The sequence below is a fragment of the Streptomyces sp. NBC_00637 genome, assembly GCF_045161545.1.
Lineage (GTDB): Bacteria > Actinomycetota > Actinomycetes > Streptomycetales > Streptomycetaceae > Streptomyces.
Genome location: NZ_CP109046.1, coordinates 5,221,572 through 5,246,332, shown reverse-complemented (window position 1 = coordinate 5,246,332; position 24,761 = coordinate 5,221,572). Strand labels below are relative to the sequence as shown.

Annotated in this window: 23 protein-coding genes and 1 tRNA gene; 11 read left to right on the top strand and 13 right to left on the bottom strand. The window is 71.4% G+C overall.

What is annotated here, in order from left to right; translation table 11 throughout:
* Positions 1-135 precede the first annotated feature (135 nt).
* On the top strand, positions 136-1,569 hold the full coding sequence (locus tag OG440_RS22980) for an amino acid permease (RefSeq protein ID WP_406008670.1): 1,434 nt from the start codon (positions 136-138) through the stop codon (positions 1,567-1,569).
* 144 nt (positions 1,570-1,713) lie between these two features.
* A complete protein-coding gene (locus tag OG440_RS22975; RefSeq protein ID WP_020132199.1) occupies positions 1,714-2,136 on the top strand; it encodes a Mov34/MPN/PAD-1 family protein in 423 nt (140 codons plus the stop codon).
* A 13-nt stretch (positions 2,137-2,149) separates the two neighbouring features.
* On the opposite strand, the gene OG440_RS22970 is transcribed toward OG440_RS22975, so the two are convergent.
* Together OG440_RS22970 and OG440_RS22965 are read right to left on the bottom strand one after the other, a co-directional pair.
* The gene (locus tag OG440_RS22970; protein ID WP_406008669.1) at positions 2,150-2,506 is read right to left on the bottom strand and encodes a hypothetical protein; all 357 of its coding nucleotides are present in this window, start codon (positions 2,504-2,506) and stop codon (positions 2,150-2,152) included.
* A gap of 181 nt (positions 2,507-2,687) precedes the next feature.
* Complete coding sequence (locus OG440_RS22965) at positions 2,688-5,036, bottom strand: immune inhibitor A domain-containing protein (RefSeq protein ID WP_406008668.1); 2,349 nt, start codon at positions 5,034-5,036, stop codon at positions 2,688-2,690.
* 368 nt (positions 5,037-5,404) lie between these two features.
* Here OG440_RS22965 and OG440_RS22960 point away from each other — a divergent pair, with 368 nt between their 5' ends.
* Positions 5,405-5,764, top strand: a complete 360-nt coding sequence (locus tag OG440_RS22960) for a hypothetical protein (protein ID WP_406008667.1) — start codon at positions 5,405-5,407, stop codon at positions 5,762-5,764.
* Positions 5,765-5,830: 66 nt separating this feature from the next.
* Here the strand turns inward: OG440_RS22960 and OG440_RS22955 are convergent, their stop codons facing one another.
* Positions 5,831-6,547 (bottom strand): RDD family protein, encoded by a 717-nt coding sequence (locus OG440_RS22955; RefSeq protein ID WP_406008666.1) that lies wholly within the window; start codon positions 6,545-6,547, stop codon positions 5,831-5,833.
* A gap of 138 nt (positions 6,548-6,685) precedes the next feature.
* Complete coding sequence (locus OG440_RS22950; protein ID WP_406008665.1) at positions 6,686-8,446, bottom strand: RDD family protein; 1,761 nt, start codon at positions 8,444-8,446, stop codon at positions 6,686-6,688.
* A 272-nt stretch (positions 8,447-8,718) separates the two neighbouring features.
* Here OG440_RS22950 and OG440_RS22945 point away from each other — a divergent pair, with 272 nt between their 5' ends.
* A complete protein-coding gene (locus OG440_RS22945; protein WP_406008664.1) occupies positions 8,719-9,195 on the top strand; it encodes an SsgA family sporulation/cell division regulator in 477 nt (158 codons plus the stop codon).
* 10 nt (positions 9,196-9,205) lie between these two features.
* Here OG440_RS22945 and OG440_RS22940 read toward each other — a convergent pair whose 3' ends face one another.
* Complete coding sequence (locus tag OG440_RS22940) at positions 9,206-10,576, bottom strand: FAD-binding oxidoreductase (protein ID WP_406008663.1); 1,371 nt, start codon at positions 10,574-10,576, stop codon at positions 9,206-9,208.
* Between the two features lie 98 nt (positions 10,577-10,674).
* On the opposite strand from OG440_RS22940, the gene OG440_RS22935 reads away from it, so the two are divergent.
* A complete protein-coding gene (locus tag OG440_RS22935; RefSeq protein WP_406008662.1) occupies positions 10,675-12,150 on the top strand; it encodes a tetratricopeptide repeat protein in 1,476 nt (491 codons plus the stop codon).
* Positions 12,151-12,234: 84 nt separating this feature from the next.
* On the opposite strand, the gene hppD is transcribed toward OG440_RS22935, so the two are convergent.
* Positions 12,235-13,380, bottom strand: a complete 1,146-nt coding sequence (hppD, locus tag OG440_RS22930; RefSeq protein ID WP_406008661.1) for a 4-hydroxyphenylpyruvate dioxygenase — start codon at positions 13,378-13,380, stop codon at positions 12,235-12,237.
* 126 nt (positions 13,381-13,506) lie between these two features.
* On the opposite strand from hppD, the gene OG440_RS22925 reads away from it, so the two are divergent.
* The 5 genes from OG440_RS22925 to OG440_RS22905 are packed head-to-tail and all read left to right on the top strand — an operon-like array spanning position 13,507 to position 17,782.
* On the top strand, positions 13,507-13,998 hold the full coding sequence (locus OG440_RS22925) for an Lrp/AsnC family transcriptional regulator (RefSeq protein WP_406008660.1): 492 nt from the start codon (positions 13,507-13,509) through the stop codon (positions 13,996-13,998).
* Between the two features lie 44 nt (positions 13,999-14,042).
* Positions 14,043-14,690, top strand: coding sequence for an ABC transporter permease (locus tag OG440_RS22920; RefSeq protein ID WP_406008659.1), 648 nt, complete (start codon positions 14,043-14,045; stop codon positions 14,688-14,690).
* On the top strand, positions 14,683-15,933 hold the full coding sequence (locus OG440_RS22915) for a betaine/proline/choline family ABC transporter ATP-binding protein (RefSeq protein ID WP_406008658.1): 1,251 nt from the start codon (positions 14,683-14,685) through the stop codon (positions 15,931-15,933). The genes OG440_RS22920 and OG440_RS22915 overlap by 8 nt, the downstream gene beginning before the upstream one ends.
* Positions 15,930-16,799 carry an ABC transporter permease gene (locus OG440_RS22910; protein ID WP_406008657.1) on the top strand — a complete coding sequence of 290 codons (870 nt, stop codon included), beginning with the start codon at positions 15,930-15,932 and terminating at the stop codon, positions 16,797-16,799. The genes OG440_RS22915 and OG440_RS22910 overlap by 4 nt, the downstream gene beginning before the upstream one ends.
* Positions 16,796-17,782, top strand: coding sequence for a glycine betaine ABC transporter substrate-binding protein (locus OG440_RS22905; RefSeq protein ID WP_406008656.1), 987 nt, complete (start codon positions 16,796-16,798; stop codon positions 17,780-17,782). The genes OG440_RS22910 and OG440_RS22905 overlap by 4 nt, the downstream gene beginning before the upstream one ends.
* Before the next feature lie 124 nt (positions 17,783-17,906).
* Here the strand turns inward: OG440_RS22905 and OG440_RS22900 are convergent, their stop codons facing one another.
* The 6 genes from OG440_RS22900 to OG440_RS22875 form a co-directional block, all read right to left on the bottom strand.
* A complete protein-coding gene (locus OG440_RS22900) occupies positions 17,907-18,698 on the bottom strand; it encodes a S16 family serine protease (RefSeq protein WP_406008655.1) in 792 nt (263 codons plus the stop codon).
* 50 nt (positions 18,699-18,748) lie between these two features.
* Positions 18,749-19,399, bottom strand: coding sequence for an IclR family transcriptional regulator (locus OG440_RS22895; RefSeq protein ID WP_406008654.1), 651 nt, complete (start codon positions 19,397-19,399; stop codon positions 18,749-18,751).
* 356 nt (positions 19,400-19,755) lie between these two features.
* Positions 19,756-21,558, bottom strand: a complete 1,803-nt coding sequence (locus OG440_RS22890) for a DEAD/DEAH box helicase (RefSeq protein WP_406008653.1) — start codon at positions 21,556-21,558, stop codon at positions 19,756-19,758.
* Between the two features lie 237 nt (positions 21,559-21,795).
* Positions 21,796-22,164, bottom strand: a complete 369-nt coding sequence (locus OG440_RS22885) for a type II toxin-antitoxin system death-on-curing family toxin (protein WP_406008652.1) — start codon at positions 22,162-22,164, stop codon at positions 21,796-21,798.
* The gene (locus tag OG440_RS22880) at positions 22,164-22,361 is read right to left on the bottom strand and encodes a hypothetical protein (protein WP_406008651.1); all 198 of its coding nucleotides are present in this window, start codon (positions 22,359-22,361) and stop codon (positions 22,164-22,166) included. Before OG440_RS22880 ends, OG440_RS22885 begins: the two co-directional genes overlap by 1 nt.
* Positions 22,362-22,393: 32 nt before the next feature.
* Positions 22,394-23,899, bottom strand: coding sequence for an MFS transporter (locus OG440_RS22875; RefSeq protein ID WP_406008650.1), 1,506 nt, complete (start codon positions 23,897-23,899; stop codon positions 22,394-22,396).
* Between the two features lie 221 nt (positions 23,900-24,120).
* On the opposite strand from OG440_RS22875, the gene OG440_RS22870 reads away from it, so the two are divergent.
* A tRNA-Cys gene (locus OG440_RS22870) sits at positions 24,121-24,192 on the top strand.
* A gap of 64 nt (positions 24,193-24,256) precedes the next feature.
* Here OG440_RS22870 and OG440_RS22865 read toward each other — a convergent pair.
* The gene (locus OG440_RS22865) at positions 24,257-24,664 is read right to left on the bottom strand and encodes a hypothetical protein (protein WP_406008649.1); all 408 of its coding nucleotides are present in this window, start codon (positions 24,662-24,664) and stop codon (positions 24,257-24,259) included.
* Positions 24,665-24,761 lie beyond the last annotated feature (97 nt).

Below are 24,761 nucleotides of genomic sequence, written 5' to 3'. Positions count from 1 at the left end.
CCCGTATGTTCGGCCGGGTGCGCCACCGAGCCGGTTGATCGCCGGCCAGGCATCGCTCCATCAATCCGGGGGGATCGAAACCCGATCCGAGGCCGACGAGAGGCCCGGTTCGGCATGGAGAAAGGCGCACCACACATGACCCCTGAGAAGGTCACCGACACCGCTGTCACCGACACTCCCGAAGAGGGGTACGAGCGCGGACTCGGCAGTCGCCAGGTCCAGATGATCGCGATCGGCGGCGCCATCGGCGTCGGGCTCTTCCTGGGCGCCGGGGCGAACATCGCCAAGGCCGGTCCCAGCCTCATCCTGATGTACGCCCTCGCGGGCGGGATCATCTTCTTCATCATGCGGGCGCTGGGCGAGCTGCTGCTCTACCGCCCCGTCTCGGGTTCCTTCGCGGAGTACTCGCGCGAGTTCCTCGGCCCGTTCTTCGGCTACTTCACCGGCTGGACGTACTGGCTGATGTGGGTCGTCACCGGGATGGCCGAGCTGACCGCCGCCGCGATCTACGTGAACTACTGGTTCCCGGCCGTCCCCCAGTGGGTGACCGCACTGGTCTTCCTGGTGATCCTCTTCGGGGTCAACCTGATCTCCGTGAAGCTCTTCGGTGAGCTGGAGTTCTGGTTCTCGATGGTGAAGGTCACCGCGCTGATCGGCATGATCGTCATCGGCCTGGGCGTCCTCACCTTCGGCTTCAGCAGCGCCGGCGACACGGCCGCGGTCTCCAACCTGTGGGCCTTCGACGGCTTCTTCCCCAAGGGCGTGGGCTCGTCCCTGATGACCCTCCAGGGCGTCATGTTCGCCTACCTCGCGGTCGAGCTGGTCGGTGTCACGGCGGGCGAGTCGCAGGATCCGGAGAAGACGCTCCCGAAGGCGATCAACACCCTGCCCTGGCGCATCGCGCTGTTCTACGTCGGCGCGCTCACGGTCATCCTCTGCGTCGTGAAGTGGACGGAGTTCGCGCCGGGCGTGAGCCCGTTCGTCGAGGCGTTCGCGAAGATCGGCATCCCGGCGGGCGCCGGCATCGTGAACTTCGTCGTGCTGACGGCGGCCCTGTCCTCCTGCAACTCGGGCATGTACTCCACGGGCCGCATGCTGCGGAACCTGGCCGACAGCGGTGAGGCCCCCGCGGTCTTCCGCAAGCTGTCGTCGACCAAGACCCCCGCCTTCGGCATCACGGTCTCGGTGCTGTTCATGGGCATCGGCGTGGTCCTGAACTACGTCGTCCCGGAGAAGGCCTTCGGCTACGTCACCTCGGTGGCCACCGCGGCCGGCATCTGGACCTGGCTGATGATCCTGATCAGCCACGTCCTCTACCGCCGCGCGGTCGTCGCGGGCCGGCTGCCCGCCTCGTCCTTCCCGGCCCCGGGCGGCTCGGCGTTCAGCTGGGTGGCCATCGTCTTCCTGCTCTTCGTCACCGGCCTGATCGCGTACGACGCCGACTCCCGGGTCTGCCTGTACGTGATGGCGGGCTGGGCGGCCGCGCTCGGTGTCGGCTGGGCGGTCCTGAAGAGCCGCAACCCGGAGATCACCGCCCGGCGCGAGCCGGAGTTCGAGAAGGTCGGCTGACCGGCCGTTCGACCACCGCCGGGACGTCCGGCCGTAGGGAGCACTCGTGGCGCCCCCTGCGGCCGCCGCTCAGGACGTCCGCGATGTGGGCCGTTCCGTACCACTCCTCGGTACGGAACGGCCCCTTTGTCTATTCTGGCGACCATGCTGACCATCACCCAGGCCCTGCACGACCAGATCGTCGCCCACGCGCGCAAGGACCACCCCGACGAGGCGTGCGGCGTGGTCGCGGGTCCGGCGGGCACGGACCGACCGGAACGTTTCATCCCGATGCTGAACGCGGCCATGTCACCCACGTTCTACGAGTTCGACTCGGGCGACCTGTTCAAGCTCTACCGCGAGCTGGACGACCGCGACGAGGACCCGGTGATCATCTACCACTCCCACACGGCCACGGAGGCGTACCCGTCCCGCACGGACATCTCGTACGCGAACGAGCCGGGCGCGCACTACGTGCTGGTGTCGACGGCGGACACGGACGGCGGGGGCGAGTTCCAGTTCCGCTCGTTCCGCATCGTGGACGCGGTGGTCACGGAGGAGGACGTGCGGGTGGTCGAGGCGTACTGAGGCGCGGGCGCGCCTACGCCGCCGCCGCGCCCCGCAGCAGCGACCGGATGGGGCGCCACAGCTCCGGTACGGCCACGACGTCGATCGGGACACCGTTGCCCGCCGCCGTGCGCCAGATCAGGCCGTCCGGGTGGTGGAGCACGGCCGTGACCTCGTCCGGGGTGGGCGGCGCCGCGTTGCCGCGCAGATAGACGGCCCGCAGGCCCAGGTTGCGGAGCCTGGTCAGGGCTCGGGCCCGGTTGTGGGCGTGGACCAGCACGCGGACGTCCGTGGAGGGGCCTGGCAGGCCCTCTCGGGCGGTGGGGCTGGGCAGGTTCAGCGCCACCACCACCATGCCGTCGGGCAGCTTGCAGAAGCCTCCTGCGGCCATGCGGTCACACCCCCGTGCGCGTCGGTATCGAGGTCGTCGCCGGGGTCGGCGCCGAGGTCGCTGTCGATGTCGGTGTCGATGCAGGTGTCAATAAGAAGGGCACAGGAGGCACCTAAACACGATCGGCGGCAACCCGCCAGGGGGTTGCCGCCGATGTGCGTCTGACCTGCCAGAACGTCGACTACTTGGTCGACGGACCGACCTTCACCTTGATCGTCGAGCCGTTGCCGGCCTCGTTGACGATCTTGATCGAGGTGTTGGTGTCAGTGACCTTGACGCCCGCGAGCGGGGTCGCCGCGTCGTAGTACGTCGACCGGCCGTCGTCGAAGACCGGGACGCCCGGACGCGACTTGATCTTGACCGCGACGTCCGCCTTGTGCAGCGTGATCGCGTCGGTGCGGTACAGGCTGAACGGCGAGTCGAAGCTCTGCAGACGGGCGTTCATCACGGAGCCGTCGGCCCACTTCAGCGCGGTCGGGTGCGAGTCGACCGGAAGGATCAGGCCCTCACCCGGGTGCTGGCTGGTGTTGTCGTCCCCCTGCGAGGTGTCCCACTTCCAGATCAGCAGACCGTTCTGGTACGGGTAGTGCTCGACCCAGTCGGGGCGCGTCGTCGAGAAGCCGAAGTTGTACGGGCCGACCTTGAGGGTCTTGTCGTACGACACGTACTGGCGGTTCTCGGCGATGTAGTACTGCGCGTAGTCGTCCGTGATGGACGCGCCGATGCGGGAGAACCCGGTCGCCGTCCACGCCGCGTCCGCGCTCTCCGCGTTGTCGGAGAAGACCGCGGCGCCGTCCGCCGTCACCGTGATCTCGTCGGCCGCGAAGCCCTTCTGGGCCACGCCGCCGTCGGTGGCGTAGCGGAAGCGGACGCTGATCTTCTGGCCCGCGTAGGCGTTCAGCGGGAAGGTCAGCTTCTGGTAGGCGTCGACCGTGCCGGTGAGGGCGGGCTTGCCGCTGCCGTCGCGCGGGATGGCGCTGCCGTCGGCCAGGGTGCCGTCGATCGGCGTCCAGTTGGCGCCGTCGGTGGAGACCTCGGTGTACAGGTAGTCGTAGTCCTGCTCGATGTCCCACCAGCCGTCCAGGGACAGCGAGGCCGACGTCTTGCCGGTCAGGTCGACCGCGCGGGTCAGGGTGTTGCGCAGGTCGTCACCGCTGCCGCTCCACCACTGCGTGGCGCCCTGGGCCGGGGCGACCACCTCGGTGGTGACCTCCTTCTCCGGCAACTGGACCACGAGTGCCTGGGCGTTCTTGGTGTTGTACTCCGCGACGCCCAGCGTGTGGGTGGACTTCACGCCCGCCGCGGCCACGTCGTAGTCCAGCCAGCCCAGCTGGAGCTTGTCCCAGGCGTTCATGTCGCCGGGCAGGTTGCCGATGGCCTCCTTGCCGGTGCCGAGCCAGGAACCGGAGGACATCAGGGTCCAGAACCCGGTGGAGTTCTCGCCGCCGCCGGAGGTGTCGTACTCGTCCGGCAGGCCGAGGTCGTGGCCGTACTCGTGCGCGTAGACGCCGAGTCCGCCGTTCTCCGGCTGGATGGTGTAGTCGCCGATCCAGATGCCGGTGTCGCCGACCTGGGTGCCGCCGAGCTTGTTGGTGTCCGGGCCGGTGGCGCCGGCGTCGGTGCCGAAGGCGTACCAGCGGTGGGCCCAGATGGCGTCCTCGCCCTGGGCGCCGCCGCCCGCGGACTCGTCCTCACCGGCGTGCACGATCTGGAAGTGGTCGATGTAGCCGTCGGACTCGTTGAAGTCGCCGTCGCCGTCGTAGTCGTAGCGGTCCCACTGGTCGAACTCGGCCAGCTCCGCCTTGATCTCGGCGGCGGTGGCGCCGGCCGCCTCACGCTGGGCGACCCAGGCGTTGACGCCGTCCTGGACGGCGTACCAGGCGCCGGTGGAGGCGTCGTTGGAGCCGTACCGGGCCTCGTTGTACGGGACCTTGACCCAGTCGGTCACCTCGCCCTCGACCGAGTAGCGGCCCGAGGACTGCTTCTCGTAGTACTTCTTCAGCGACTCGGTGTTCTTGCCGGTGCCGAAGTACAGGTCCTGGAAGTGCTCCTGGTTGTAGTCCGCCTGCCAGGCCGTGCTGTTGTCCTTCTTGCGGTCCGGGGCGGCTATCTGGTTGTGCAGCGGGCCGGCCGTGCCGCCGTAGCGGCTGTCGACCTGGTCGCCGAACTCGACGAGGATCGTGAAGATCTTGTCGGTCTTCTCGCGGCCGAGCTCGACGTACTTGCCGTCGCCCTTGCGGCTCTTGAGCTGGACGACCTTCGAGCCGTCCCGCTCCTTGACCGACGCCTCGCCGGATATGACCTGCTTGAGGGCCTCCTCGCGCTGCGCCTCCTGAGTCTTGCTGAGCGGGCCGTCGAAGTCGTGCTCCTTGGCCTTGGCCGGCTGCGGGTCCTGCCGGTCCACCGCCGGGGCCTTCGCCGAGGTGTTGTCGGCGGCCTGTGCCACGGCGAACGTCGAGAACGTCGCCGAGGCCGCCGCAAGGGCGACGACCGTCGAGGCCGTCCTGAACGTCCAGGATCTACTGGTCACTTGATGTCCTCCCACGCACGCGTCCGGACGCGCGGAAAGGGGGGATCCCTGTCAAGGAAGGTCCGCGCGCTGTTATACGCGTGTAGTCAAGTGACGCCATTTGACTACTGGTTTACGAGAAAAGACAGACCTTGACTTGGACAAGTCAACTGCATTATTGGGAGCGCGTGTTCGCATTGCGGACATGTGACGGTAACGCGACAGAAGCCGCGACAGGCGCGCGGGGCAGTCCACTTGATGGACGTCATGACTCCGTGCGCCCCCTGTGCACCGGCACCGTGGGTTAGGTCACGCTTACCGCTCGTCCCGCTCGGGCATGCAGCCGATTAGAGTCGAGTCCGCCCCCGCTTCCGAGGACACCGATTGCCATGCCTCGTCCGACTGTCGCACAGCTCACGTACGGTTCCTGCACCGTCATCTTCTCGACGCTCGCCATGCTGCTGCTGTCACAGACGAGTTCGGGCCCCGGGATCGCGGTCGTCGTCGTCGCCGCGGTCGCGCTCGGCGTGCTCGTCGCCATGACGGTGCCGGTACCGAAGCCGTCGCGCGCCCCCGTGGCCCGTTCCGTGATCCGCCCCGCGAACCGACCCGCGGCCCGCTTCACGGCGAGCGTGCCCGCGAGCCGGTCCGAGTCCGTCACCGTTCCCGCCCGTACTCCCGTGCGCGCGCAGGTCCCGGCCTCGGTCGCCTCGGCGTCCGAGCCCGTCCGGGAGTCCACGGCTCCCTGACGCGCCTGCGCACGAGGGAGGGCCCGCGCCTCGTGGCGCGGGCCCTCCCTCGTGCGCACGGCGGGCTCACCGCGTGCTGACCACCACCGTCTTGGCCGCCTTGTCGTGCAGACCCTGCTTGTAGGGCTTGTCGAAGAAGCTCCAGCCGCCGCAGATCGCCGTCCACACACAGGCACAGCAGAAGGCGAACGGCACCCACAGCACCAGGGCGCGGACCAGCGAGGTCTGCGCGGACGGCGTGGAGCCGTTGTCGAGGTTGGCCACCCGCAGGCCGAGCCACTTCTTGCCCAGCGTCCGGCCGGACTTGGCGGTCAGGATCGTGTCGTACGCGACGTACAGGATCGCGGCGAGGAGCTCGCGCCCGAAGGTCTTGCCGAACTCGATGTCGTCCGCGTCCACCGTGTACTGCGCGACCCCGAAGGCCCAGGCCAGCAGGCTCACCACGATGAAGACGAGGATCATGTCGATGATCCGGGCCAGCGTGCGCTTGCCGCTGTCGGCCAGCGGGGGCATCCCGGCGAGCGGGTCGGCCGGATAGCCCCCGTAGGGGTCGCCGCCCTGCGGACCACCGCCGTACGGACCGCCACCGGGGGGCGGGGGCCGGCCCGACCCGCCGCCGTACGGATCGTGCGGCGCGTCGTACGGCGAGCCCTGCCCCGCACCGGACGGAGGCTGACCCTGACCGTACGGAGACTGCGGGGGTTCCTGCTGCGGGGGCCGCTTCCTGAACGGATCGTCCTCCGGCGGCTCGCCGCCGGAGCCGGGGGGCGGTTCGGTGGTCATGCCCCCGAGTCGACCGCGAACCCACCGGCTCCGCATCCGGCGAGCGGCCGTCCGGGGGAGGCGCCGGCGTACGGAGACACGGGGCGGGCGGGAAACGCGGAGGTCCGGGGCGGGCGTAAGGGAGTTCGGCAGTTCGGGTCAGCCGGCGACGAACGTGTGCGCCGCCTTGTCGTGCCAGCACTGCCGCCACGGCTTGTCGAACAGACCCCAGGCGACGCCCACCACACCGACCACGAGCAGACCGGGCACGCAGTAGACGAGCCAGCGGCGCAGCGCCGCCCCGAAGGACGGGGGCTCACCGCCCTCGATGTCGCGGACCTGGAGACCGAACAGCTTCTTGCCCAGCGTGCGGCCCCACTTCGCGGTCGGCACGGCTTCGTACACGATGCCGAAGACCAGCAGCACGGCCAGGACGATCCCGAGGTACACCGACGTCGTGCCGTCGAGCAGCCAGACGGTGACGGTCTCTCCGGTGAGCTTGGCGGCGTCGACCTTCTCGGTCACGTGGTCGAGGGCCTTCACGCCCAGCGGCACGGCGGCGGCGGAGGTGACGGCCGCGAGCACGAGCGTGTCCACGAGGCGGGCGGCCAGCCGCTTGCCGAGGCCCGCGGGACGGGCCTCGGACGCCCGCCGGGCGGCCGCCTGGAAGATGTCGTCGACCGGTGGCTTCCAGGGCGCGACAGGCCCGTCCTCGGCTCCCGCGAGCTGGTGCACCTGCTGCGCCCATGAGGGCTGTCCGCCGCCGGGCCCCGTGGCCATCGGGACGGCGGCCTGCGCGGCGCCCTGCGGGGGCTGCGGCTGCGGACCGGCGGCCTGCGGGGGCACGCCCGGAGCGCCCTGCCGGGGGGCGGCGGGAGGGCTGGAGGAGGGGCCGGACGCGGGCGCCTGAGCGGCGGCGGGCCGAGCGCCGGGCTGCCCGGCCGGGAACCCCGCCGGGCCCTGCGGGGCGGGGGCGGGGGCCGGAACAGGAGCGGGGGCGGGCGCCGGGGCGGCTGCCGCGACGCGGGCCGGTCCCTGCGGGGCCGGGACGCCCGGGGTGGGAGCCGCCGTCGCCGGCTGGGCGGGTGCCTTGCCGGACCCGAAACCGGGCTGGGCGGGCGCGGCGCCGGCCGGCGCTCCGACCGGACCCTGCGCGCCGAAGCCGGCGGCAGCGCCCGGGGCGGGGTGGCCAGGGGCCCCGGGGGCCGCAGGCGTCGCCGAGGGGTCGGGCCCCTGGGCGGCGGCGGGGAACGCGGCCGCGTTGCCCGCCGGGGCCGCCGGGGCCGCCGGCTGCGCGCCGGACGCGCCGTCCTGGTGGCCCGTGCGCGGCGCCGGTGCGCGGAAGGTGACCGTGCCCTTGTCGGGGACGGGCCCCGCCGGGCCGGGGGCCCCGGGCGCCGGGGCGGGGGCGCCCGCCGTCGGCCGGCGGAAGACGAACGTGCCCCCGGAGACCACGTCCCCGGCGCCTGCGCCGTCCTCCGGTTCCGCGGGCGGGATCGTCGAGGTGCCGTCGGTGCTCGTGGACAGGCCCTCCGGCGGCGCCGGGGCGGGCGAGGGCACCCTCGGGTCGGCGGCCTGCGGAGCGCCCCAGGAGACCCGGCGGTCCTGATCGCCGCCGAAGCCGGACTGGTGGGCGCGGTCGGCGCCCCACGCGGAGGCGGGCTCGGGACGGCCGCCGTACGGGTCCGCGGGCGCCGGCGCCGGGTCCTCGTCGAAGAAGTGCGGGCCGGTCTCCTCGACGGAGGCCGGGGGCGAGCCGGACGGGGGCGTGAGCGGTCGGCCGTCGGAGGGCGCCGGCCGGCTGGTGCCCGGTACCCAGGAGGCACCGTTCCAGTACCGGACGTATCCAGGGATGGACGGGTCCGGGTAGTACCCCTCGCGGGGCCTGTCGTCGCCGGGTGCCGGGGTTGGGGCGCTCATGTCCGTCGTCCCGTATCTGCTCGGGGGTGGGATGGGGGGCTCCACATCTATCAGACCGACGCAAGCCCCACTGCCAGTCCGGTCGGACCCGCCCCTTTCCGGGCAACCCCGTGCAGGCTCTTCACACGTTCGGAACCGTCCTCCGACGTCCAGGGCCGGAACGCGCCGAAAAAGGTTCGCGGAACCCGCGTAATGGTTCCGGGGCCGGCCCCTCTCCACTCGTACGGGCCCACCGCGGGCCCGCACGAGGTCCGTCTCGAGAGGAGACCGACATGCATCACACCGTGGTGGAACGCGAGCTGGAGCTCAGGCTGATCCTGTCGCCGGAGCGCGGCATCCCGGTCCCGGCCCGGCTGGCATACCGCAGCGACGACCCGTTCGCCGTCCACGTCGCCTTCCACATCAACTCCGAGCACCCGGTCGACTGGACGTTCGCCAGGGAGCTGCTCGTGGAAGGCGTGTTCCGGCCGTGCGGGCACGGGGACGTGCGGGTGTGGCCGACGAAGGTGGAGGGGCGCAGCGTCGTGCTGATGGCGCTGAGCTCGCCCGACGGGGACGCCCTTCTCGAGGCGCCCGCGGCCCAGGTCTCGGCCTGGCTGGAGCGGACGCTGCGGGTGGTGCCCCCGGGGACCGAGGCCGAGCAGCTCGGCCTCGACGCCGGGCTGGCCGAGCTGCTCGCCCCGACTCCCGCGGACGACCTGTGGCTGTGCGACCCGTGGCCGTCGGACGAGTCCGCGGACGGGGAATGAGACGCCGGCCTCAGAAGAGTTTGCCCGGATTGAGGATGCCCAGCGGGTCGAAGGCCGCCTTGACCGCCCGCTGCATCTCCACGCCCACCGGGCCGATCTCGCGTGCCAGCCACTCCTTCTTCAGCACGCCCACGCCGTGCTCGCCGGTGATGGTGCCGCCGAGTTCCAGGCCGAGGCCCATGATCTCGTCGAAGGAGTCGCGGGCGCGCCGGCACTCGTCGGGGTCGGCCGCGTCGAAGCAGACCGTGGGGTGGGTGTTGCCGTCACCCGCGTGGGCGACGACCCCGATGGTCAGCCGGTACTTCTCCGCGATGCGCTCGACGCCCTCGATCATCTCGCCGAGCCTGGACCGGGGCACGCACACGTCGTCGATCATCGTCGTGCCCTTGACGGCCTCCAGGGCGACGAGCGACGACCGCCGTGCCTGGAGCAGGAGTTCGGACTCGGCGAAGTCGTCGGCGGGGACCACCTGGGTGGCGCCGGCCGCCTCGCACAGCGCGCCGACGGCGGCCAGGTCGGCCGCCGGGTCCGGGGTGTCGAAGGCCGCCAGCAGCAGCGCTTCGGTGGTCTCCGGGAGGCCCATGCGGGCCAGGTCGTTGACGGCCCTGACCGTCGTACGGTCCATGAGTTCGAGGAGGGACGGGACGTGTCCGCCGGCCATGATCCGGCAGATCGCGTCGCAGGCGGCGGCCCCGGAGGCGAACTCGGCCGCCAGCACGAGCTGGCGCGGCGGCTGCGGCCTGAGGGCGAGGACCGCCCGGACGACGATGCCCAGCGAGCCCTCCGAGCCCACGAACAGGCGGGTGAGGTCGTATCCGGCGACGCCCTTGGCCGTGCGGCGGCCGGTGGTCATCAGGCGGCCGTCGGCGAGGACGACGTCCAGGCCGAGGACGTACTCGGCCGTCACCCCGTACTTGACGCAGCACAGGCCGCCCGAGGCGGTGCCGATGTTGCCGCCGATCGTGCACATCTCCCAGCTGGAGGGGTCGGGCGGGTAGGAGAGACCGTGTTCGTTCACGGCGCGGGAGAGCGTCGCGTTGACGACGCCCGGTTCGACGACGGCGATCCGGTCGACCGGGTTGATCTCGATGATCCGGTCCATCTTCGTCAGCGAGAGGACGACGCAGCCCTCGGAGGCGTTGGCGCCGCCGGACAGTCCGGTGCGGGCGCCCTGCGGTACGACCGGGACGCGCAGCTCGGTCGCCGTGCGCATGACGTGCTGAACCTCCTCGACGGTGCGGGGCAGCACCACCGCGGCCGGGGTGCCGGCCGGGCAGAAACTGGCCATGTCGTTGGCGTAGGAGCCCGTGATGTCCGGGTCGGTGAGGACGGCCTCGGCGGGCAGGCCGGCGAGCAGACGGTCGACGAGGTGACGGCTCATGATCACAGGTTCGCACCCGGGGCCATCGGTGTGAACCCCGTCCGTCCGAGCCTTCGGCTGACGTCGTACGGTCGTCGTACTGGCGCACAGTGAGCGCCATGGAGAACGCAGAGCGCGCCGCCGCCGATGAGCGCACCGCCCCCGAAGAGGCCGCCGCGGGCGACGCGGCTCCCGCGGCCACCGGCGGGGTTTCCCGGCTGCGTCGGCGGCTGCTCGTCGGCTCGCTCGTGGGATGTCTCGCGCTGGGCGGCGGGGTGCTGCTGCACCTGTCCGGCGGGGAGCCCGCGGTGCGGCGGCCGGCCGGGCCGGCTCCGGGGGCGCAGGCGGGCACGGCGGTCCGTACGGGGGTGGCCGCCGCGCTGGCGGATCTCGCGGTGCTGATCGACGAGCGGGAGAGCCGGGTGCGGGCGCATCCACGGGACGCGCGGTCCTGGGCGGTGCTGGGCTCGGCCTACGTCGAGCAGGGGCGGCGTACCGCGGACGCCGCCGTCCTGTACCCGAAGGCCGAGCAGGCGCTGCGGACCTCGCTGAAGGTGCGTCCGAAGGCCAACGCCGAGGCCCTCGACGGTCTGGCCGCGCTGGCGAACGCGCGCCGTGACTTCCGGGCGGCGCTGTCGTGGGGCGAGGCCGCGCGCAGACTGGCGCCGAAGCGCTGGACGACGTATCCGCAGCTGATCGACGCGTACACCGGGCTCGGCGACTACAAGAAGGCCCGCAAGGCCCTCGACTCGCTGACGGCGCTGCACTCCGGGCCGGCGGTGCGGGCCCGGGCGGCGGGCGTCTACTGGGACCAGGGCCGGCGCGAGGACGCGCAGGCCGCGCTCGCCGACGCGGCGGCCGGTGCCTCCTCCCCCGCCGAGCAGGCGGCCTGGCTGGAACGGGCGGGGCAGCTGGCCTGGGAGCGCGGTGAGCGGGCGGACGCGCTGCGGCACTTCCAGGAGGCGGTCCGGATCGACCCCGACCAGCGGGCCGCGCAGGCCGGGCAGGGGCGGGCGCTGGCGGCTCTGGGCCGGACCTCGGAGGCCCTGAACGCGTACCAGGTGGCGCTCGCCAGACAGCCGTCGCCGCAGTACGCGCTGGAGCTGGGCGAGCTGTACGAGTCGCTGGGGCTCACGCAGGCGGCGCGTGTGCAGTACGACCTGCTGCGGGCGCGGGTCCGGCAGGACGCGGCGGGCGGGGTGGACGGGCAGCTGGTGCTGGGGCGGTTCGAGGCGGACCACGGGGACGCGGCCTCGGCGGTACGGCGGCTGCGGGCCGAGTGGCTGCAGCAGCCGGGGATCGAGGTCGCGGACGCGCTGGGCTGGGCGCTGCACCGGGCAGGGGACGACAAGGAGGCGCTGAGGTTCGCCGTGATCGCCACCGACCGGGTGCACGGGGGCGCCATGCACAGCGCGCCGTACATGTACCACCGGGGCATGATCGAGCGGACGCTGGAGATGGACGGGCCGGCCCGGCGTCATCTCCAGGAGGCGTTGCGGATCAACCCGTACTTCTCGCCGTTGCTCGGCCCGGTGGCGCGGGCGGCGGTGGCCCGGCTGGGCGGCGAGCCCGCCCCGGCCGAGCTGCCCGAGTAGGGCCGCACCGCCGCCCGCCGATCGGCGCGTCACGCGCGATCGGCGTGTCCCGCGTGGTCGGCGTGTCCCGCGTGGTCGGCGTCCCTACAGGTTGCCGCGCTTCTCCTGCTCGCGCTCGATCGCCTCGAACAGGGCCTTGAAGTTGCCCTTGCCGAAGCCCATCGAGCCGTGCCGTTCGATGATCTCGAAGAAGACGGTCGGCTTGTCCTGGACCGGCTTGGTGAAGATCTGGAGCAGGTAGCCGTCCTCGTCGCGGTCGGCGAGGATCTTCAGCTCGCGCAGGGTCTCGACGGGGACGCGGGTGTCGCCGACCCACTCGCCGAGGGTGTCGTAGTAGGAGTCGGGGGTGTCGAGGAACCGGACCCCGGCCGCCCGCATCGTCCGTACCGTCTGCACGATGTCGTTGGTGTTGAGCGCGATGTGCTGGACGCCGGCGCCGCCGTAGAACTCCAGGTACTCGTCGATCTGGGACTTCTTCTTGGCGATGGCGGGCTCGTTGATCGGGAACTTGACCTTGAGCGTGCCGTCCGCGACGACCTTCGACATCAGGGCGCTGTACTCGGTGGCGATGTCGTCGCCCACGAACTCCTTCATGTTCGTGAAGCCCATGACCTTGTTGTAGAAGCCGACCCACTCGTTCATCCGGCCGAGTTCGACGTTGCCGACACAGTGGTCGACGGCCTGGAAGGTGCGGTGGGCGGGCGGTTCGACGATCGGCTCGGCGGCGGCGAAGCCGGGCAGGTAGGGCCCGTCGTAGCCGGAGCGCTCGACGAGGGTGTGGCGGGTCTCGCCGTAGGTGGCGATCGCGGCGAGGACGACGGTGCCGTGCTCGTCCTTCAGCTCGTACGGTTCGGCGACCGAGCGGGCGCCGTGCTCGATCGCGTAGGCGTACGCGGCCCGGGCGTCGGGGACCTCGATGGCGAGGTCGACGACGCCGTCACCGTGCTCGGCCACATGCCGCTCGAGGAAGTGGCCCCAGGCGGTGGTGGCCTTGATGACGGAGGTCAGGACGAAGCGGGCCGAGCCGTTGGTGAGCACGTACGAGGCGGTCTCGCGGCTGCCGTTCTCCGGTCCGGAGTAGGCGACCAGCTTCATGCCGAAGGCGGTGGAGTAGTAGTGCGCCGCCTGCTTGGCGTTGCCCACGGCGAAGACGACCGCGTCCATTCCCTTGACCGGGAAGGGATCGGCCTGCCGGGCGGTGTCGGGAGTGTGGTGTGTGGTCTGCGTCATGGCCGAAGCCTCGCGCCGGGCAGCAAGGTGCGCAATAGTTCGCTTCATCGCTGGGCAATGTGTTCAGCGGTGTGCCGGTATCGGCGGGCTTTCTGTACAGGGTGACCATCGCGGAGGCGGGCGGGTATGGCGATCGACCGACTGGACGGCCGGATCATCGTGCTGCTGGCCAGGGAGCCGCGCCTGGGAGTGCTGGAGATGTCCCGGCGGCTGGGGGTGGCCCGCGGGACGGTGCAGGCCCGGCTCGACCGGCTTCAGTCGAATGGAGTCATCCGGGGATTCGGCCCCGAGGTCGATCCGGCGGCGCTCGGCTACCCGGTCACGGCGTTCGCCACGCTGCAGATCCGGCAGGGGCAAGGAGCCGATGTACGGGCCCACTTGGGGTCCGTGCCGGAGGTGCTGGAGCTGCACACCACGACCGGTGGCGGGGACATGCTGTGCCGGCTGGTGGCCCGCTCCAACGCCGATCTCCAGCGGGTGATCGACCTGGTCGTCGGTTTTGATGGGATCGTCCGGGCCTCCACGGCGATCGTGATGGAGAACCCCGTTCCGCTGCGGATCATCCCGCTGGTGGAGCAGGCGGCCGAGGACGCCCGGGAGAGGCGACCAGGAACCTAGCCCGGACCCAGCCGGATGCGGTCGACATGGGGCGGTGAGGGCGTGTGAGCTTCTGGGAGTACCTGGGCAACCGTCACCAGCAGCTGATCGCCGACGCCTTCCAGCAGGCCAGCCTCGTCTTCCAGTGCATGCTCATGGCGACCGTGATCGGCGTCGTGATCGGCGTCGTCACCTACCGCAGCGGCTGGGCGGGCAACCTCGCCACCGTCGGCACCTCGGCGATCCTCACCGTCCCGTCGCTCGCGATGATCGGTCTGCTGATCCCGCTCGTGGGACTCGGCGTACCGCCGACGGTGATCGCGCTAACCCTGTACGGGCTGCTGCCGGTCGTGCGCAACGCGATCGTGGGGCTGCGCGGCGTCGACCCCACGCTCGTGGACGCGGCCCGGGGCATCGGGATGTCCTCGGCGATGCGGCTGCTGCGGGTCGAGCTGCCGCTGGCCTGGCCGCCGATCCTCACCGGGATCCGGGTCTCGACCCAGATGCTGATGGGCATCGCCGCCATCGCCGCGTACGCCTCCGGGCCGGGCCTGGGCAACGAGATCTTCCGGGGCATCGCCTCGCTCGGCAGCAAGAACGCGCTGAACCAGGTCCTGGCGGGCACGCTCGGGATCATCGTCCTGGCCCTGCTGTTCGACGCCGCGTACGTCCTCATCGGACGGCTGACGATTCCCAGGGGGATCCGTGTCTGAGACCGCGTCCGGGGACGGCGCCCACGGGGCGACGATCGAGCTGGTGAACCTCACCAAGCGCTATCCGGGCAACCCCAACCCCGCCGTCGACAACGTGACCATGGAGATCAAGGCGGGCGAGACCGTCATCTTCGTCGGCCCGTCGGGCTGCGGGAAGTCGACCACACTGAAGATGATCAACCGGCTGATCGAGCCGACCGGCGGCCGGATCCGGATCAACGGCGAGGACGTCACCGACATCGATCCGGTGAAGCTGCGCCGCAAGGTCGGCTACGCGATCCAGTCGTCCGGGCTGTTCCCGCACATGACGGTCGCGCAGAACATCGCGCTCGTGCCGAGGATGATCGGCTGGCCGAAGGCGCGGATCCGGGACCGAGTCGAGGAGATGCTCGACCTGGTCGGGCTCGACCCCGGCGAGTTCCACGGCCGCTACCCCCGCCAGCTGTCCGGCGGCCAGCAGCAACGGGTCGGCGTGGCACGGGCGTTGGCGGCGGATCCGCCCGTCCTGCTGATGGACGAGCCGTTCGGCGCGGTCGACCCCATCACCCGCGACCACCTCCAGGACGAGCTGATCCGGCTCCAGCACGAGCTGCACAAGACGATCGTCTTCGTCACTCACGACTTCGACGAGGCGATCAAGCTGGGCGACCGGATCGCGGTGCTGCGCGAACGCTCGCACATCGCCCAGTTCGACACCCCGGAGGCGATCCTCACCAACCCGGCGGACGACTTCGTGTCCGGGTTCGTGGGGGCGGGGGCGGCGCTGAAGCGGCTCAACCTGAGCCGGGTCCGGGACGTGGAGATCACCGACTACCCGACGGTGACCGTCGACGACCCGCTCCAGTCCATCTTCAACAAGCTCCGCTCCAGCGGCACGAACGAGATCCTGCTCCTCGACCAGCGCGGCCGGCCCTACAAGTGGCTGCGCCGCGGGGACCTGATGCGGGCCCGGGGCTCGCTGGCGCGGGCCGGAACGCAGGTCAGTGACACGGTGACCCGGGACGCCACCCTGCGGGACGCGCTGGAGGCGGTCCTCACCGACAACACCGGGCGGGTCGCGGTCACCGGGCGGCGCGGCGAGTACACCGGGGTCGTCGACATGGAGACGCTGCTGAACTCCGTGCACGAACTGCTGGAGGCCGACCGGCTGGAGGCACTGGAGGCGCAACACGAGCTGGAGGAGGCCCGGGCCGCGCAGACGCACGCGGAACAGGAGGGCCCGGGCGGGGAGGCGAAGGCGTGAACACTCCCGACCTGGACGAGAGCCGCAGCCCGGACGGAACGCACGGGCCGCTGGACGGCGCCGCGGACGCGGTCGCCGAGGGGGGCGCGCGCAACGGCACGAGACCGCCGCTGCCGCCCCCGCCCCGCCGTCGCCTCACCTGGCGGAAGCTGACCTTCCTGCCCGCCTTCCTCGTCGCCGTACTGCTCGCGACCTGGCTGTGGTTCCAGCAGGCGGACCTGGATCCCATCTCCGAGAACGCGCTGTCGAACGGGCAGGTGTCGAAGGCGCTGTGGCAGCAGGTGCGGCTCACAGTGATCTCCACCTTCTTCGTGCTGATCATCGCGATCCCGCTCGGCATCCTGCTGACCCGGGGTTCGCTGCGCCGAGCCACGCCGTTCGCGATGGCCGTCGCCAACATGGGGCAGGCGACACCCGCCATCGGACTGCTCGCCCTGCTGGTGATCTGGCTGGGCACGGGCACGAAGGCCGCCCTGATCGGCATCATCGCCTACGCGATCCTGCCGGTCCTCGCCAACACCATCGCGGGCCTGAAGTCGAACGACCCGACGCTGCTGGAGGCGGCCCGCGGCATCGGGATGTCCGCGCTGGGGGTGCTCCGCAAGGTCGAGCTGCCGCTGGCCGTCCCGCTGATCCTGGCCGGCGTGCGGACGGCCCTCGTCCTCAACGTCGGCACGGCGACGCTGGCGACCTTCGGCGGGGGCGGCGGCCTGGGCGTGCTGATCACCACCGGCATCACCAACCAGCGCATGCCGGTGCTGGTGTTGGGCTCGATCCTCACCGTCTCGCTGGCCCTGCTCGTCGACTGGCTGGCCTCGCTGGCAGAAGTGCTGCTGCGGCCGCGGGGCCTGGAGGTGGACTCGTGAAGCGCTGCCGCCGTGCGACCGCCGGAGCCCTGGCGGCACTCGCGGGCTACGGACTGACGGGCTACGGACTGACCGGGTGCGGGCTCACCAGCGGCTCCCCCATGGTCGACGACGTCTCGCCCGGGTCGATCGGGCAGGGCGAGCCGCTCAAGGGCGCCGATCTCACCGTGACGTCCAAGTCGTTCACCGAGAACCTCATCCTCGGCGCGATGATGGGCATCGCCTTCCAGGCGGCCGGCGCGGACGTCCTGGACCGCACCGGCATCCAGGGCTCCATCGGCTCGCGCGAGGCGGTCAGGAACGGCGACGCCGACGCCATGTACGAGTACACGGGCACCGCCTGGATCACCTACCAGGGCAACAGCGAGCCCGTCACCGATCCGCAGGCGCAGTGGCAGGCCGTGCACGACGCCGACCTGAAGAACGGCGTGACCTGGCTGCCTCCGTCGCGGCTGAACAACACCTACGCGCTGGCCATGAACCAGGCCAACTTCCGGAAGTACGGCACCAGGACCCTGTCGCAGGTGGCGACGCTGTCGAAGTCCGACCCGGGCGCCGTGACGCTCTGCGTGGAGAGCGAGTTCGCCAACCGGGCGGACGGGCTGCCCGGCATGGAGAAGGCGTACGGGATGTCCGTGGCCGCGTCGCGGGTCACGCAGATGGACACCGGGATCATCTACACCCAGATCCAGAAGGGTGCGTGTACCTACGGGGAGGTGTTCACCACCGACGGGCGCATCAAGTCCATGAACCTGGTGGTGATGGCCGACGACAAGAAGTTCTTCCCCAACTACAACGCGGCCCCCGTGATCAACTCCAAGACGCTGAAGAAGTGGCCGGCGATCGCGAAGGTCATCGACCCGGTGACCAGGAAACTGGACAACACGGTGGCCCAGGACCTCAATGCCAAGGTGGACGTCGACGGCGAGGATCCCCACCAGGTGGCCCTGGACTGGATGAAGAAGGAGGGCTTCGTCAAGTAGCGGCCCCATCGGGCACCGCGCCCGCCGATGACCGCGCCCGCCAAGTACCGCCCCCGGTCCAGCCGTTGGCTGCCTGTGCCGGTCTGCGGCTCGCCACCGCGCCTCGGCCCTCGCCCGTGGTCGTCTAACAGCTCGGTACCGAGCCCTTGCCCTTCTCCAGGGCGGTCAGGGTGGTCACCGTGTTCTTCAGGGTGGTGACCGGGATCAGCCGGAGTCCCTTGGGCAGTTCGGCCTTCGCGTCGGCGCACTCGGCCTTCGGCACCAGGAACACGGTCGCCCCGTCCCGCCGGGCGGCCTGCGTCTTCAGGGCCACGCCGCCGACCGCGCCGACCGTGCCGTCGGCCTCGATGGTCCCGGTACCGGCGATGGTGCGACCGCCGGTGAGGTCGCCGCCGCTGCCGTCGCCGTCGAGCTTGTCGACGATGCCGAGCGAGAACAGCAGCCCGGCGCTGGGGCCGCCCACGTCGGACAATTTCAGCGTGACCTCGATGCCGTCGTCGGTACGGTCGAGGTACGTCAGCGCGGCCTCGGTCGCGGCGTCCTGGGACTGCCGCATCTGCTCGGTGTTGTGCTGCTCGATCTCCTTGGTGCTCTCCCCGCTGGGGTAGACGGAGTCGCGCGGCATGATCGCCTGATCGGCGCTGAACCAGCCGTCGACGACATCGGAGAGCCTGATGTCCGTGTCGGGGTTGGTCGCCTCGATCGTCGTCATCCGCAGCTGCCCGCTCGTCTTCCGGGTGGGCGCGCCGGTGATCGTGATGACCGGGTTGCCCTTGTTCTCGCCGAGGACGTTCGCCGTCATGCCCGGCTGCGCCACCGAGAACGGCAGCGGCGCGAACGCGGCCGTCGCGAGCAGTGCCACGAGCGGCAGAGCGCAGACGGTGAGGGCCTTGGGGCGTGAGAGGCGTGAGAGCACGAGGTCAATCTAACGTGACGACGTGTTTCGGCCCCAAGGCCCTCGCGGAGTCAGCGCAGTGCCTCCGCCACCTCCCGCGCCGCGTCCACGACCCGTGGCCCCACCCGCTCCGGCACCGCGTCGGCCAGCATCACCACTCCCACGCTGCCCTCGACCCCGGTCACGCCCAGCAGCGGCGCCGCGGCTCCGCTCGCGCCGGCCTCCAGCTCTCCGTGCGTCAGCGTGTAGCCGGGTTCGTCCGCCGGATGCGCCGCGTGCTGCCGGGCGAAGAGGATCGCCCGGCCGGCGGCCCCGCGGTCCAGCGGATGCCGGAACCCGGCCCGGTAGGCCACGTGGTAGTCGGTCCAGGTCGGCTCGACGACGGCGACGGCGAGCGCCTCCGTCCCGTCCACCAGGGTCAGATGCGCGGTCGCCCCTATGTCCTCGGCAAGCGACCGCAGCGCGGGCAGCGCTGCCTCCCGCACCAGCGGGTGCACCTGGCGGCCCAGCCTCAGCACCCCGAGGCCGACCCTGGCTCGTCCGCCCAGGTCACGTCGTACGAGGGCGTGCTGTTCGAGGGTGGCGAGCAACCGGTACACAACGGTCCGGTTGACGCCCAGTTTGTTGGAAAGTTCGGTGACGGTCAGCCCGTGGTCGGTATCGGCCAGCAGTTTGAGGACCTTCAGTCCTCGATCGAGCGTCTGGGAGGTCTCCGCGGTCACGACGCCCACTCCTTAAGTGGTGAGGCCGGCAACCTCCATCGCGGCGGATGCGTCACCGAGTCCCGTCAGTGACGCGCTACAGAGGCCGCCGATCGACAGATGGGCCCGGCGTGTCCGGGCCCAGTCGCTTCACGGCTGCGCTCCGCGGCGGCGCTGCCACGGGGCGTGTGCGTAGCGGGACAGTAGCGAAGCAGGTTCGCTGAGCGGAAGGCTCCGTCCAGAATCCGGGCAGTGGCCGGTGTGGACTACTTGCTTTTATCCCGATACGTACGGAGCGTGACGCCGTGGCTCGCGCCCCCGGAGGACGGAGGGGCGACGAGGGCCGCCGACGGGACGCCGTGAGGACAGGGGCGCCCTCACTTCATCCGGGTCGCCCACTCCTGCACCTTGGCGATGCGCTGCCGCAGCTGCCCCGCCGTCGCCTCCGCGCTCGGCGGACCACCGCACACCCGTCGCAGCTCGGTGTGGATCACCCCGTGCGGCTTGCCGCTCTGGTGGACGTACGCCCCGACCATGGTGTTGAGCTGCTTGCGCAGCTCCATCAGCTCCTTGTGCGAGACGACCGGCCGCCGCTCGGCCGGCAGCTCCAGCAGATCGGCCTCGGTGTCCGGCCTCTTGCGGCTGTGCGCGATCTGCTTGGCCTGCCGCTTCTGGAGCAGCATCTGCACCTGGTCGGGCTCCAGCAGACCCGGAATGCCGAGGTAGTCCTGCTCCTCCTCGCTTCCCGGGTGGGCCTGCATGCCGAACTCTGCGCCGTTGTACATCACCCGGTCGAAGACGGCCTCGGACTCCAGCGCCTCGAAGGCGAACTGCTCCTGCTCGCCGGTGTCCTCGTCCTGCTCCTTGTTCGCCTCGTCCATCTCCTGCTCGGACTCGGCGTACGGATCCTCCTCGCCCTCCTTCTTGGGCTTGTCGAGGGCGTGGTCGCGCTCGACCTCCATCTCGTTGGCGAAGGTGAGCAGGTCGGGCACGGTCGGGAGGAAGACGGAGGCGGTCTCGCCGCGCCGCCGGGACCGCACGAAGCGCCCGACGGCCTGGGCGAAGAACAGGGGCGTGGAGATGGTCGTCGCGTAGACCCCGACGGCGAGCCGCGGCACGTCGACGCCTTCCGACACCATCCGCACCGCGACCATCCAGCGGTCGTTGCCGCCGCTGAAGTCGTCGATGCGGCTGGACGCGCCGGTGTCGTCGGACAGCACGAGTGTCGCCTTCGACCCGGTGATCTCCCGGATCAGCTTGGCGTAGGCGCGGGCCGACTCCTGGTCGGAGGCGATGACGAGCGCGCCGGCGTCCGGGATGGCCTTCCTGACCTCGGTGAGCCGCTGGTCGGCGGCGCGCAGCACGCTCGGCATCCACTCGCCGCGCGGGTCCAGCGCCGTACGCCAGGCCTGACTGATCGCGTCCTTGGTCATCGGCTCGCCGAGCCGCGCCGCGATCTCGTCGCCGGCCTTGGTCCGCCAGCGCATGTTGCCGCTGTAGGAGAGGAAGATGACGGGCCGGACGACCTGGTCGGCGAGCGCGGACCCGTAGCCGTACGTGTAGTCGGCGGCCGAGCGCCGGATCCCGTCGTTGCCCTCCTCGTACGTCACGAAGGGGATGGGGTTGGTGTCGGAGCGGAACGGCGTACCGGTGAGCGCGAGCCGGCGGGTCGCGGGCTCGAAGGCCTCGAGACAGGCCTCGCCCCAGGACTTGGAGTCACCGGCGTGGTGGATCTCGTCGAGGATGACGAGGGTCTTGCGCTGTTCGCTCCGGTTGCGGTGCAGCATCGGGCGGACGCCGACACCCGCGTACGTCACGGCGACGCCGTGGTAGTCCTTGCTGAGCGGGCCCGCGCTGTACTCGGGGTCCAGCCGGATCCCTATCCGCGCGGCGGCCTCCGCCCACTGCTTCTTCAGATGCTCGGTCGGCGCGACCACGGTCACCTGCTGCACGACATGGTGGTGCAGCAGCCAGGAGGCGAGGGTCAGCGCGAAGGTCGTCTTGCCGGCGCCGGGGGTGGCGACGGCGAGGAAGTCGCGCGGCTGCTCCTGGAGGTACTTCTCCATCGCCCCCTGCTGCCAGGCCCGCAGCTTGCTCGCGGTGCCCCAGGGGGCCCGGCCCGGGAAGGCCGGTGACAGGTGGTGGGAGTGGGAGGTGGAGGAAGCGGCGGTGGTAGTCACGGTCTCCGGGTTCGGGGTCGAATCAGAGGGGCCGCGCGAAGCGCGTCGGACGGGGCGGTGGGGCGGCCGACGGACGGTCGACGGACGGCTGACGGGCGGCTGACGGGCGGGCTGCTCGGCTCTCGGCTGGGTATGACAACCGGGCCACCCTACCGGCGGCCCGCCGCCGTCAACGAGCGAACGACACCGGGTCGCGTGCGGGTGGGACCCAGGTCACAGAAGACGGGTGGCGCCGGATCAGCGCGCGAAGCGCGGCAGCCGGGCCGCGATCGTCGGTACGTCGAGGACGCCCTGACACACGTCCAGCACGAACCGCTCGGCCTCGTCCACGTCGAAGTCCACGGCCAGTGGATGACCGTCCAGATGCAGATAGACCCAGGTCGCGTACCAGGCGATGCGCTTGTTGCCGTCGACGAGAGCGTGGTTGCGGGCCAGGGACTCCATCAGCGCCGCGGCCTTGCGCCACACGTCCGGATAGGCGTCCTGCCCGAACACACTCGACCGGGGGCGGGCCAGGGCGGAGTCCAGCAGTCCGTAGTCGCGCACTTCGTCCGCCCCGAGGCGCCGGGTGAGGTCCAGCAGCTCGGGCAAGGTGAGGTGGTGCATCAGGCGAGCCGCCGGTTCAGCTCGGCGCTGGCCTTCAGCACGTGCTCGGCGGCCTCGTCGAAGAGCCGCGCGTGCTCGCTCACGGCCCTGATCACCGCGTCGTGCGCGAAGGCCTGCATGCTGCGCCCCTCCGCCTGTGCGCGCTCCCGGAGGGCATCGAGTTCCTCGTCCGTGAAGCGCAGGTTCAGTCCGGCCATGCCCTGACGGTACCGGCTGGTACCACGTGGTGTCATCGTGATTCGGCCCGCAGCCGCGTCGTCACCCAGGCCCCGAACAGCGCGACGGCCGACATCGGCAGGAAGACGGCGGCGAAGGCCGCCGGATGCGAGCCGCCGGAAGCCGCTGCCGTCGTCGCGTGCGCCACGCTGCCGCCGCCGAGCGCCGCGAAGGCGGCGCCTCCCGCCGACAGCAGCAGCACGTTGGACAGCCCGTCCGAGATCTGGAGGGCCGCGGAGTTGGCCCCGGCCTCCTCGGGGGCGGACAGATGCAGCAGGAGCACGCTGCTGGACGAGATCACCAGCCCCATGCCCAGGCATCCGAAGCCCCAGGCGACGGCCACGGTCCAGACGGGTACGGACGGGATCAGGACGCCGGGCGCGGCGGCGATGGCGGCCGCCGCAAGCACCATTCCGAGGGCCATCAGCCGTTCCCGGTACGGCTCCGCCCACGGCCGTGACTGCACCCACGACCCCAGCGCCCAGGCCGCCCCGCCCGCCGCGAGCGAGAACCCGGCGAGGGTCGGGCTCAGCCCCCGCTGCGTCACGAGCATCAGCGGCACGAAGGACTCGGCGGCGATGAACGACCCCGCGGCCACGCCGCGCAGCAGCACGACGGACGGCAGCCCGCGGGCCGCCCGCCAGGTGCCGCGCGGCAGCAGCCCGAGCACGGCGGGCACGAGCAGCGCGACGCCGGCGGCTCCCGGGACGAGCGAGAGGGGCCGCAGATCCTGGGCGGCGTACTGCAGGAGTCCAGCGCCGAGTGAGATCCCGAGGGCGAGCCGGATCCGCCGCCGGTCGAAGGCCCCCACGGCCGTGCCCGCCACCGGGCCACTCGCCCGCCGCCGAATCTCGGGCAGCGCGAGCGCGAGCGGCAGCACGACGAGGGCGGGTATCCCGAGGAAGACCCACCGCCACCCCAGCCGCTCGGTCACCGCACCCGCGGCCAGCGGTCCGACCACGGACGGCACCACCCAGCAGGCGGCGAACGCGGCCATGATCGCGGGTCGCAGCCGCTCCGGGTAGGCCCGCCCGACGACCACGTACAGGGCGACGATCACCAGCCCCCCGCCGAGCCCCTGCACGGCCCGCCCGAGGATGAACACCCACATGCCCCCGGCGCTCCCGGAGAGGAGCAGCCCGGCGGCGAAGGCCGCGATGCCCCCGCCCAGCGCCCCGAGCGGCCCCCGCCGGTCCGACCACTGCCCGGCGAACACCATCCCGAACAGGCTGGTGGTGAAGTACCCGGAGAACGCGAACGCGTACAACGCCACCCCGTCGAGCTCCCGCGCCGCCACCGGCATGGCGGTCCCCACGGCGGTCGCCTCGAAGGCGATCAGCAGCACCACGGAGACGATCCCGATCGTGAGCGCCCGATGCGAACGCCCGAGAACGGTCTCCCGGGCCCCGCCGGTCGTCTCGGTCGCGTCGGGCGCGTCGGTCGCGTCGCGGCGCTCCAGGTCGGCGGAGGACAGGACATCGTCGGCGACACCGGAGTCGCGGGGTTCGAGGGCAGCCATGGTCGCCAGAGTAAGGTCCGCAACCGACATTGACCCCTGTCGGAAGGCGGGTCCGTGCCCGGGACGATGGTCCTACGACCACGATCGCGCGCCCTCGCTTCATGAACGGCGTATGGCAGTCGCGTTGCGGCCCCGGCGCTGCCCTTGAGCCCGTCCCCACCCCGCCCCTACGGTCGACCTACCAAGTTCGGAACGGGGCGCAGACACCCCGCACCCGACCCGGCCGTGTGCCCGAGTGGCCCAGGGACTCGCCTGCAAAGCGAGGTACGCGGGTTCAATTCCCGCCACGGCCTCTACTTGCCCTGCCGGGCAGGACGAGAGGGCGGTACCCCTTCGGGGGTGCCGCCCTGCCGGTTTTCAGCCTGCCGAGCAGAGGCCGCCGTCCGGGCAGAACATCACCCAGGTGAAGTTGTAACCGGTCCGGATGGTGACGGGGTTCGGCGTCGGGCCGTCGTTGACGGAGGAACCCGAGTCGGCGGTGGCGGTGAAGGTGACCGTCGTTCCGACCTCGAAGCTCGCGGTGCAGGTGCCGGTCGGGTACGGCTGCGGTTCGTTGCTCGCGTACGGATCCCAGGCCGACTGGTGGCAGTTGATGCCGGCGGGCCGGCTGGTGATGGTTCCGCCGCCCCAGCCGTCGCTGACCCACGCGGACAGTTGAGCGGTGGACTGAGCCTGAACCGGTGCGACGGAGGCGAGCGCGGCGGCCGTGGCAAGTGCGGTGACGAATCCCGCCGCACGCCAGGCGCCCCTTCTGTTCTTCCTCATGGAAGGCTCCTCGGATCGAACCCTGCCGACGACCCCTACGACCAGCCTATTCGCCCCCTCGGGTGTCTGCTACGGGAGCAAATGGCCGGCCGGACGG

What these genes read in the sequence shown, in the direction of transcription:
- OG440_RS22980 (WP_406008670.1), top strand. Translation starts at nt 136, where the DNA reads ATGACCCCTGAGAAGGTCACCGACACCGCTGTCACCGACACTCCCGAA.
- OG440_RS22975 (WP_020132199.1), top strand. Translation starts at nt 1,714, where the DNA reads ATGCTGACCATCACCCAGGCCCTGCACGACCAGATCGTCGCCCACGCG.
- OG440_RS22970 (WP_406008669.1), bottom strand. Translation starts at nt 2,506, where the DNA reads ATGGCCGCAGGAGGCTTCTGCAAGCTGCCCGACGGCATGGTGGTGGTG.
- OG440_RS22960 (WP_406008667.1), top strand. Translation starts at nt 5,405, where the DNA reads ATGCCTCGTCCGACTGTCGCACAGCTCACGTACGGTTCCTGCACCGTC.
- OG440_RS22955 (WP_406008666.1), bottom strand. Translation starts at nt 6,547, where the DNA reads ATGACCACCGAACCGCCCCCCGGCTCCGGCGGCGAGCCGCCGGAGGAC.
- OG440_RS22950 (WP_406008665.1), bottom strand. Translation starts at nt 8,446, where the DNA reads ATGAGCGCCCCAACCCCGGCACCCGGCGACGACAGGCCCCGCGAGGGG.
- OG440_RS22945 (WP_406008664.1), top strand. Translation starts at nt 8,719, where the DNA reads ATGCATCACACCGTGGTGGAACGCGAGCTGGAGCTCAGGCTGATCCTG.
- OG440_RS22940 (WP_406008663.1), bottom strand. Translation starts at nt 10,576, where the DNA reads ATGAGCCGTCACCTCGTCGACCGTCTGCTCGCCGGCCTGCCCGCCGAG.
- OG440_RS22935 (WP_406008662.1), top strand. Translation starts at nt 10,675, where the DNA reads ATGGAGAACGCAGAGCGCGCCGCCGCCGATGAGCGCACCGCCCCCGAA.
- hppD (WP_406008661.1), bottom strand. Translation starts at nt 13,380, where the DNA reads ATGACGCAGACCACACACCACACTCCCGACACCGCCCGGCAGGCCGAT.
- OG440_RS22925 (WP_406008660.1), top strand. Translation starts at nt 13,507, where the DNA reads ATGGCGATCGACCGACTGGACGGCCGGATCATCGTGCTGCTGGCCAGG.
- OG440_RS22885 (WP_406008652.1), bottom strand. Translation starts at nt 22,164, where the DNA reads ATGCACCACCTCACCTTGCCCGAGCTGCTGGACCTCACCCGGCGCCTC.
- OG440_RS22880 (WP_406008651.1), bottom strand. Translation starts at nt 22,361, where the DNA reads ATGGCCGGACTGAACCTGCGCTTCACGGACGAGGAACTCGATGCCCTC.
- OG440_RS22875 (WP_406008650.1), bottom strand. Translation starts at nt 23,899, where the DNA reads ATGGCTGCCCTCGAACCCCGCGACTCCGGTGTCGCCGACGATGTCCTG.
- OG440_RS22865 (WP_406008649.1), bottom strand. Translation starts at nt 24,664, where the DNA reads ATGAGGAAGAACAGAAGGGGCGCCTGGCGTGCGGCGGGATTCGTCACC.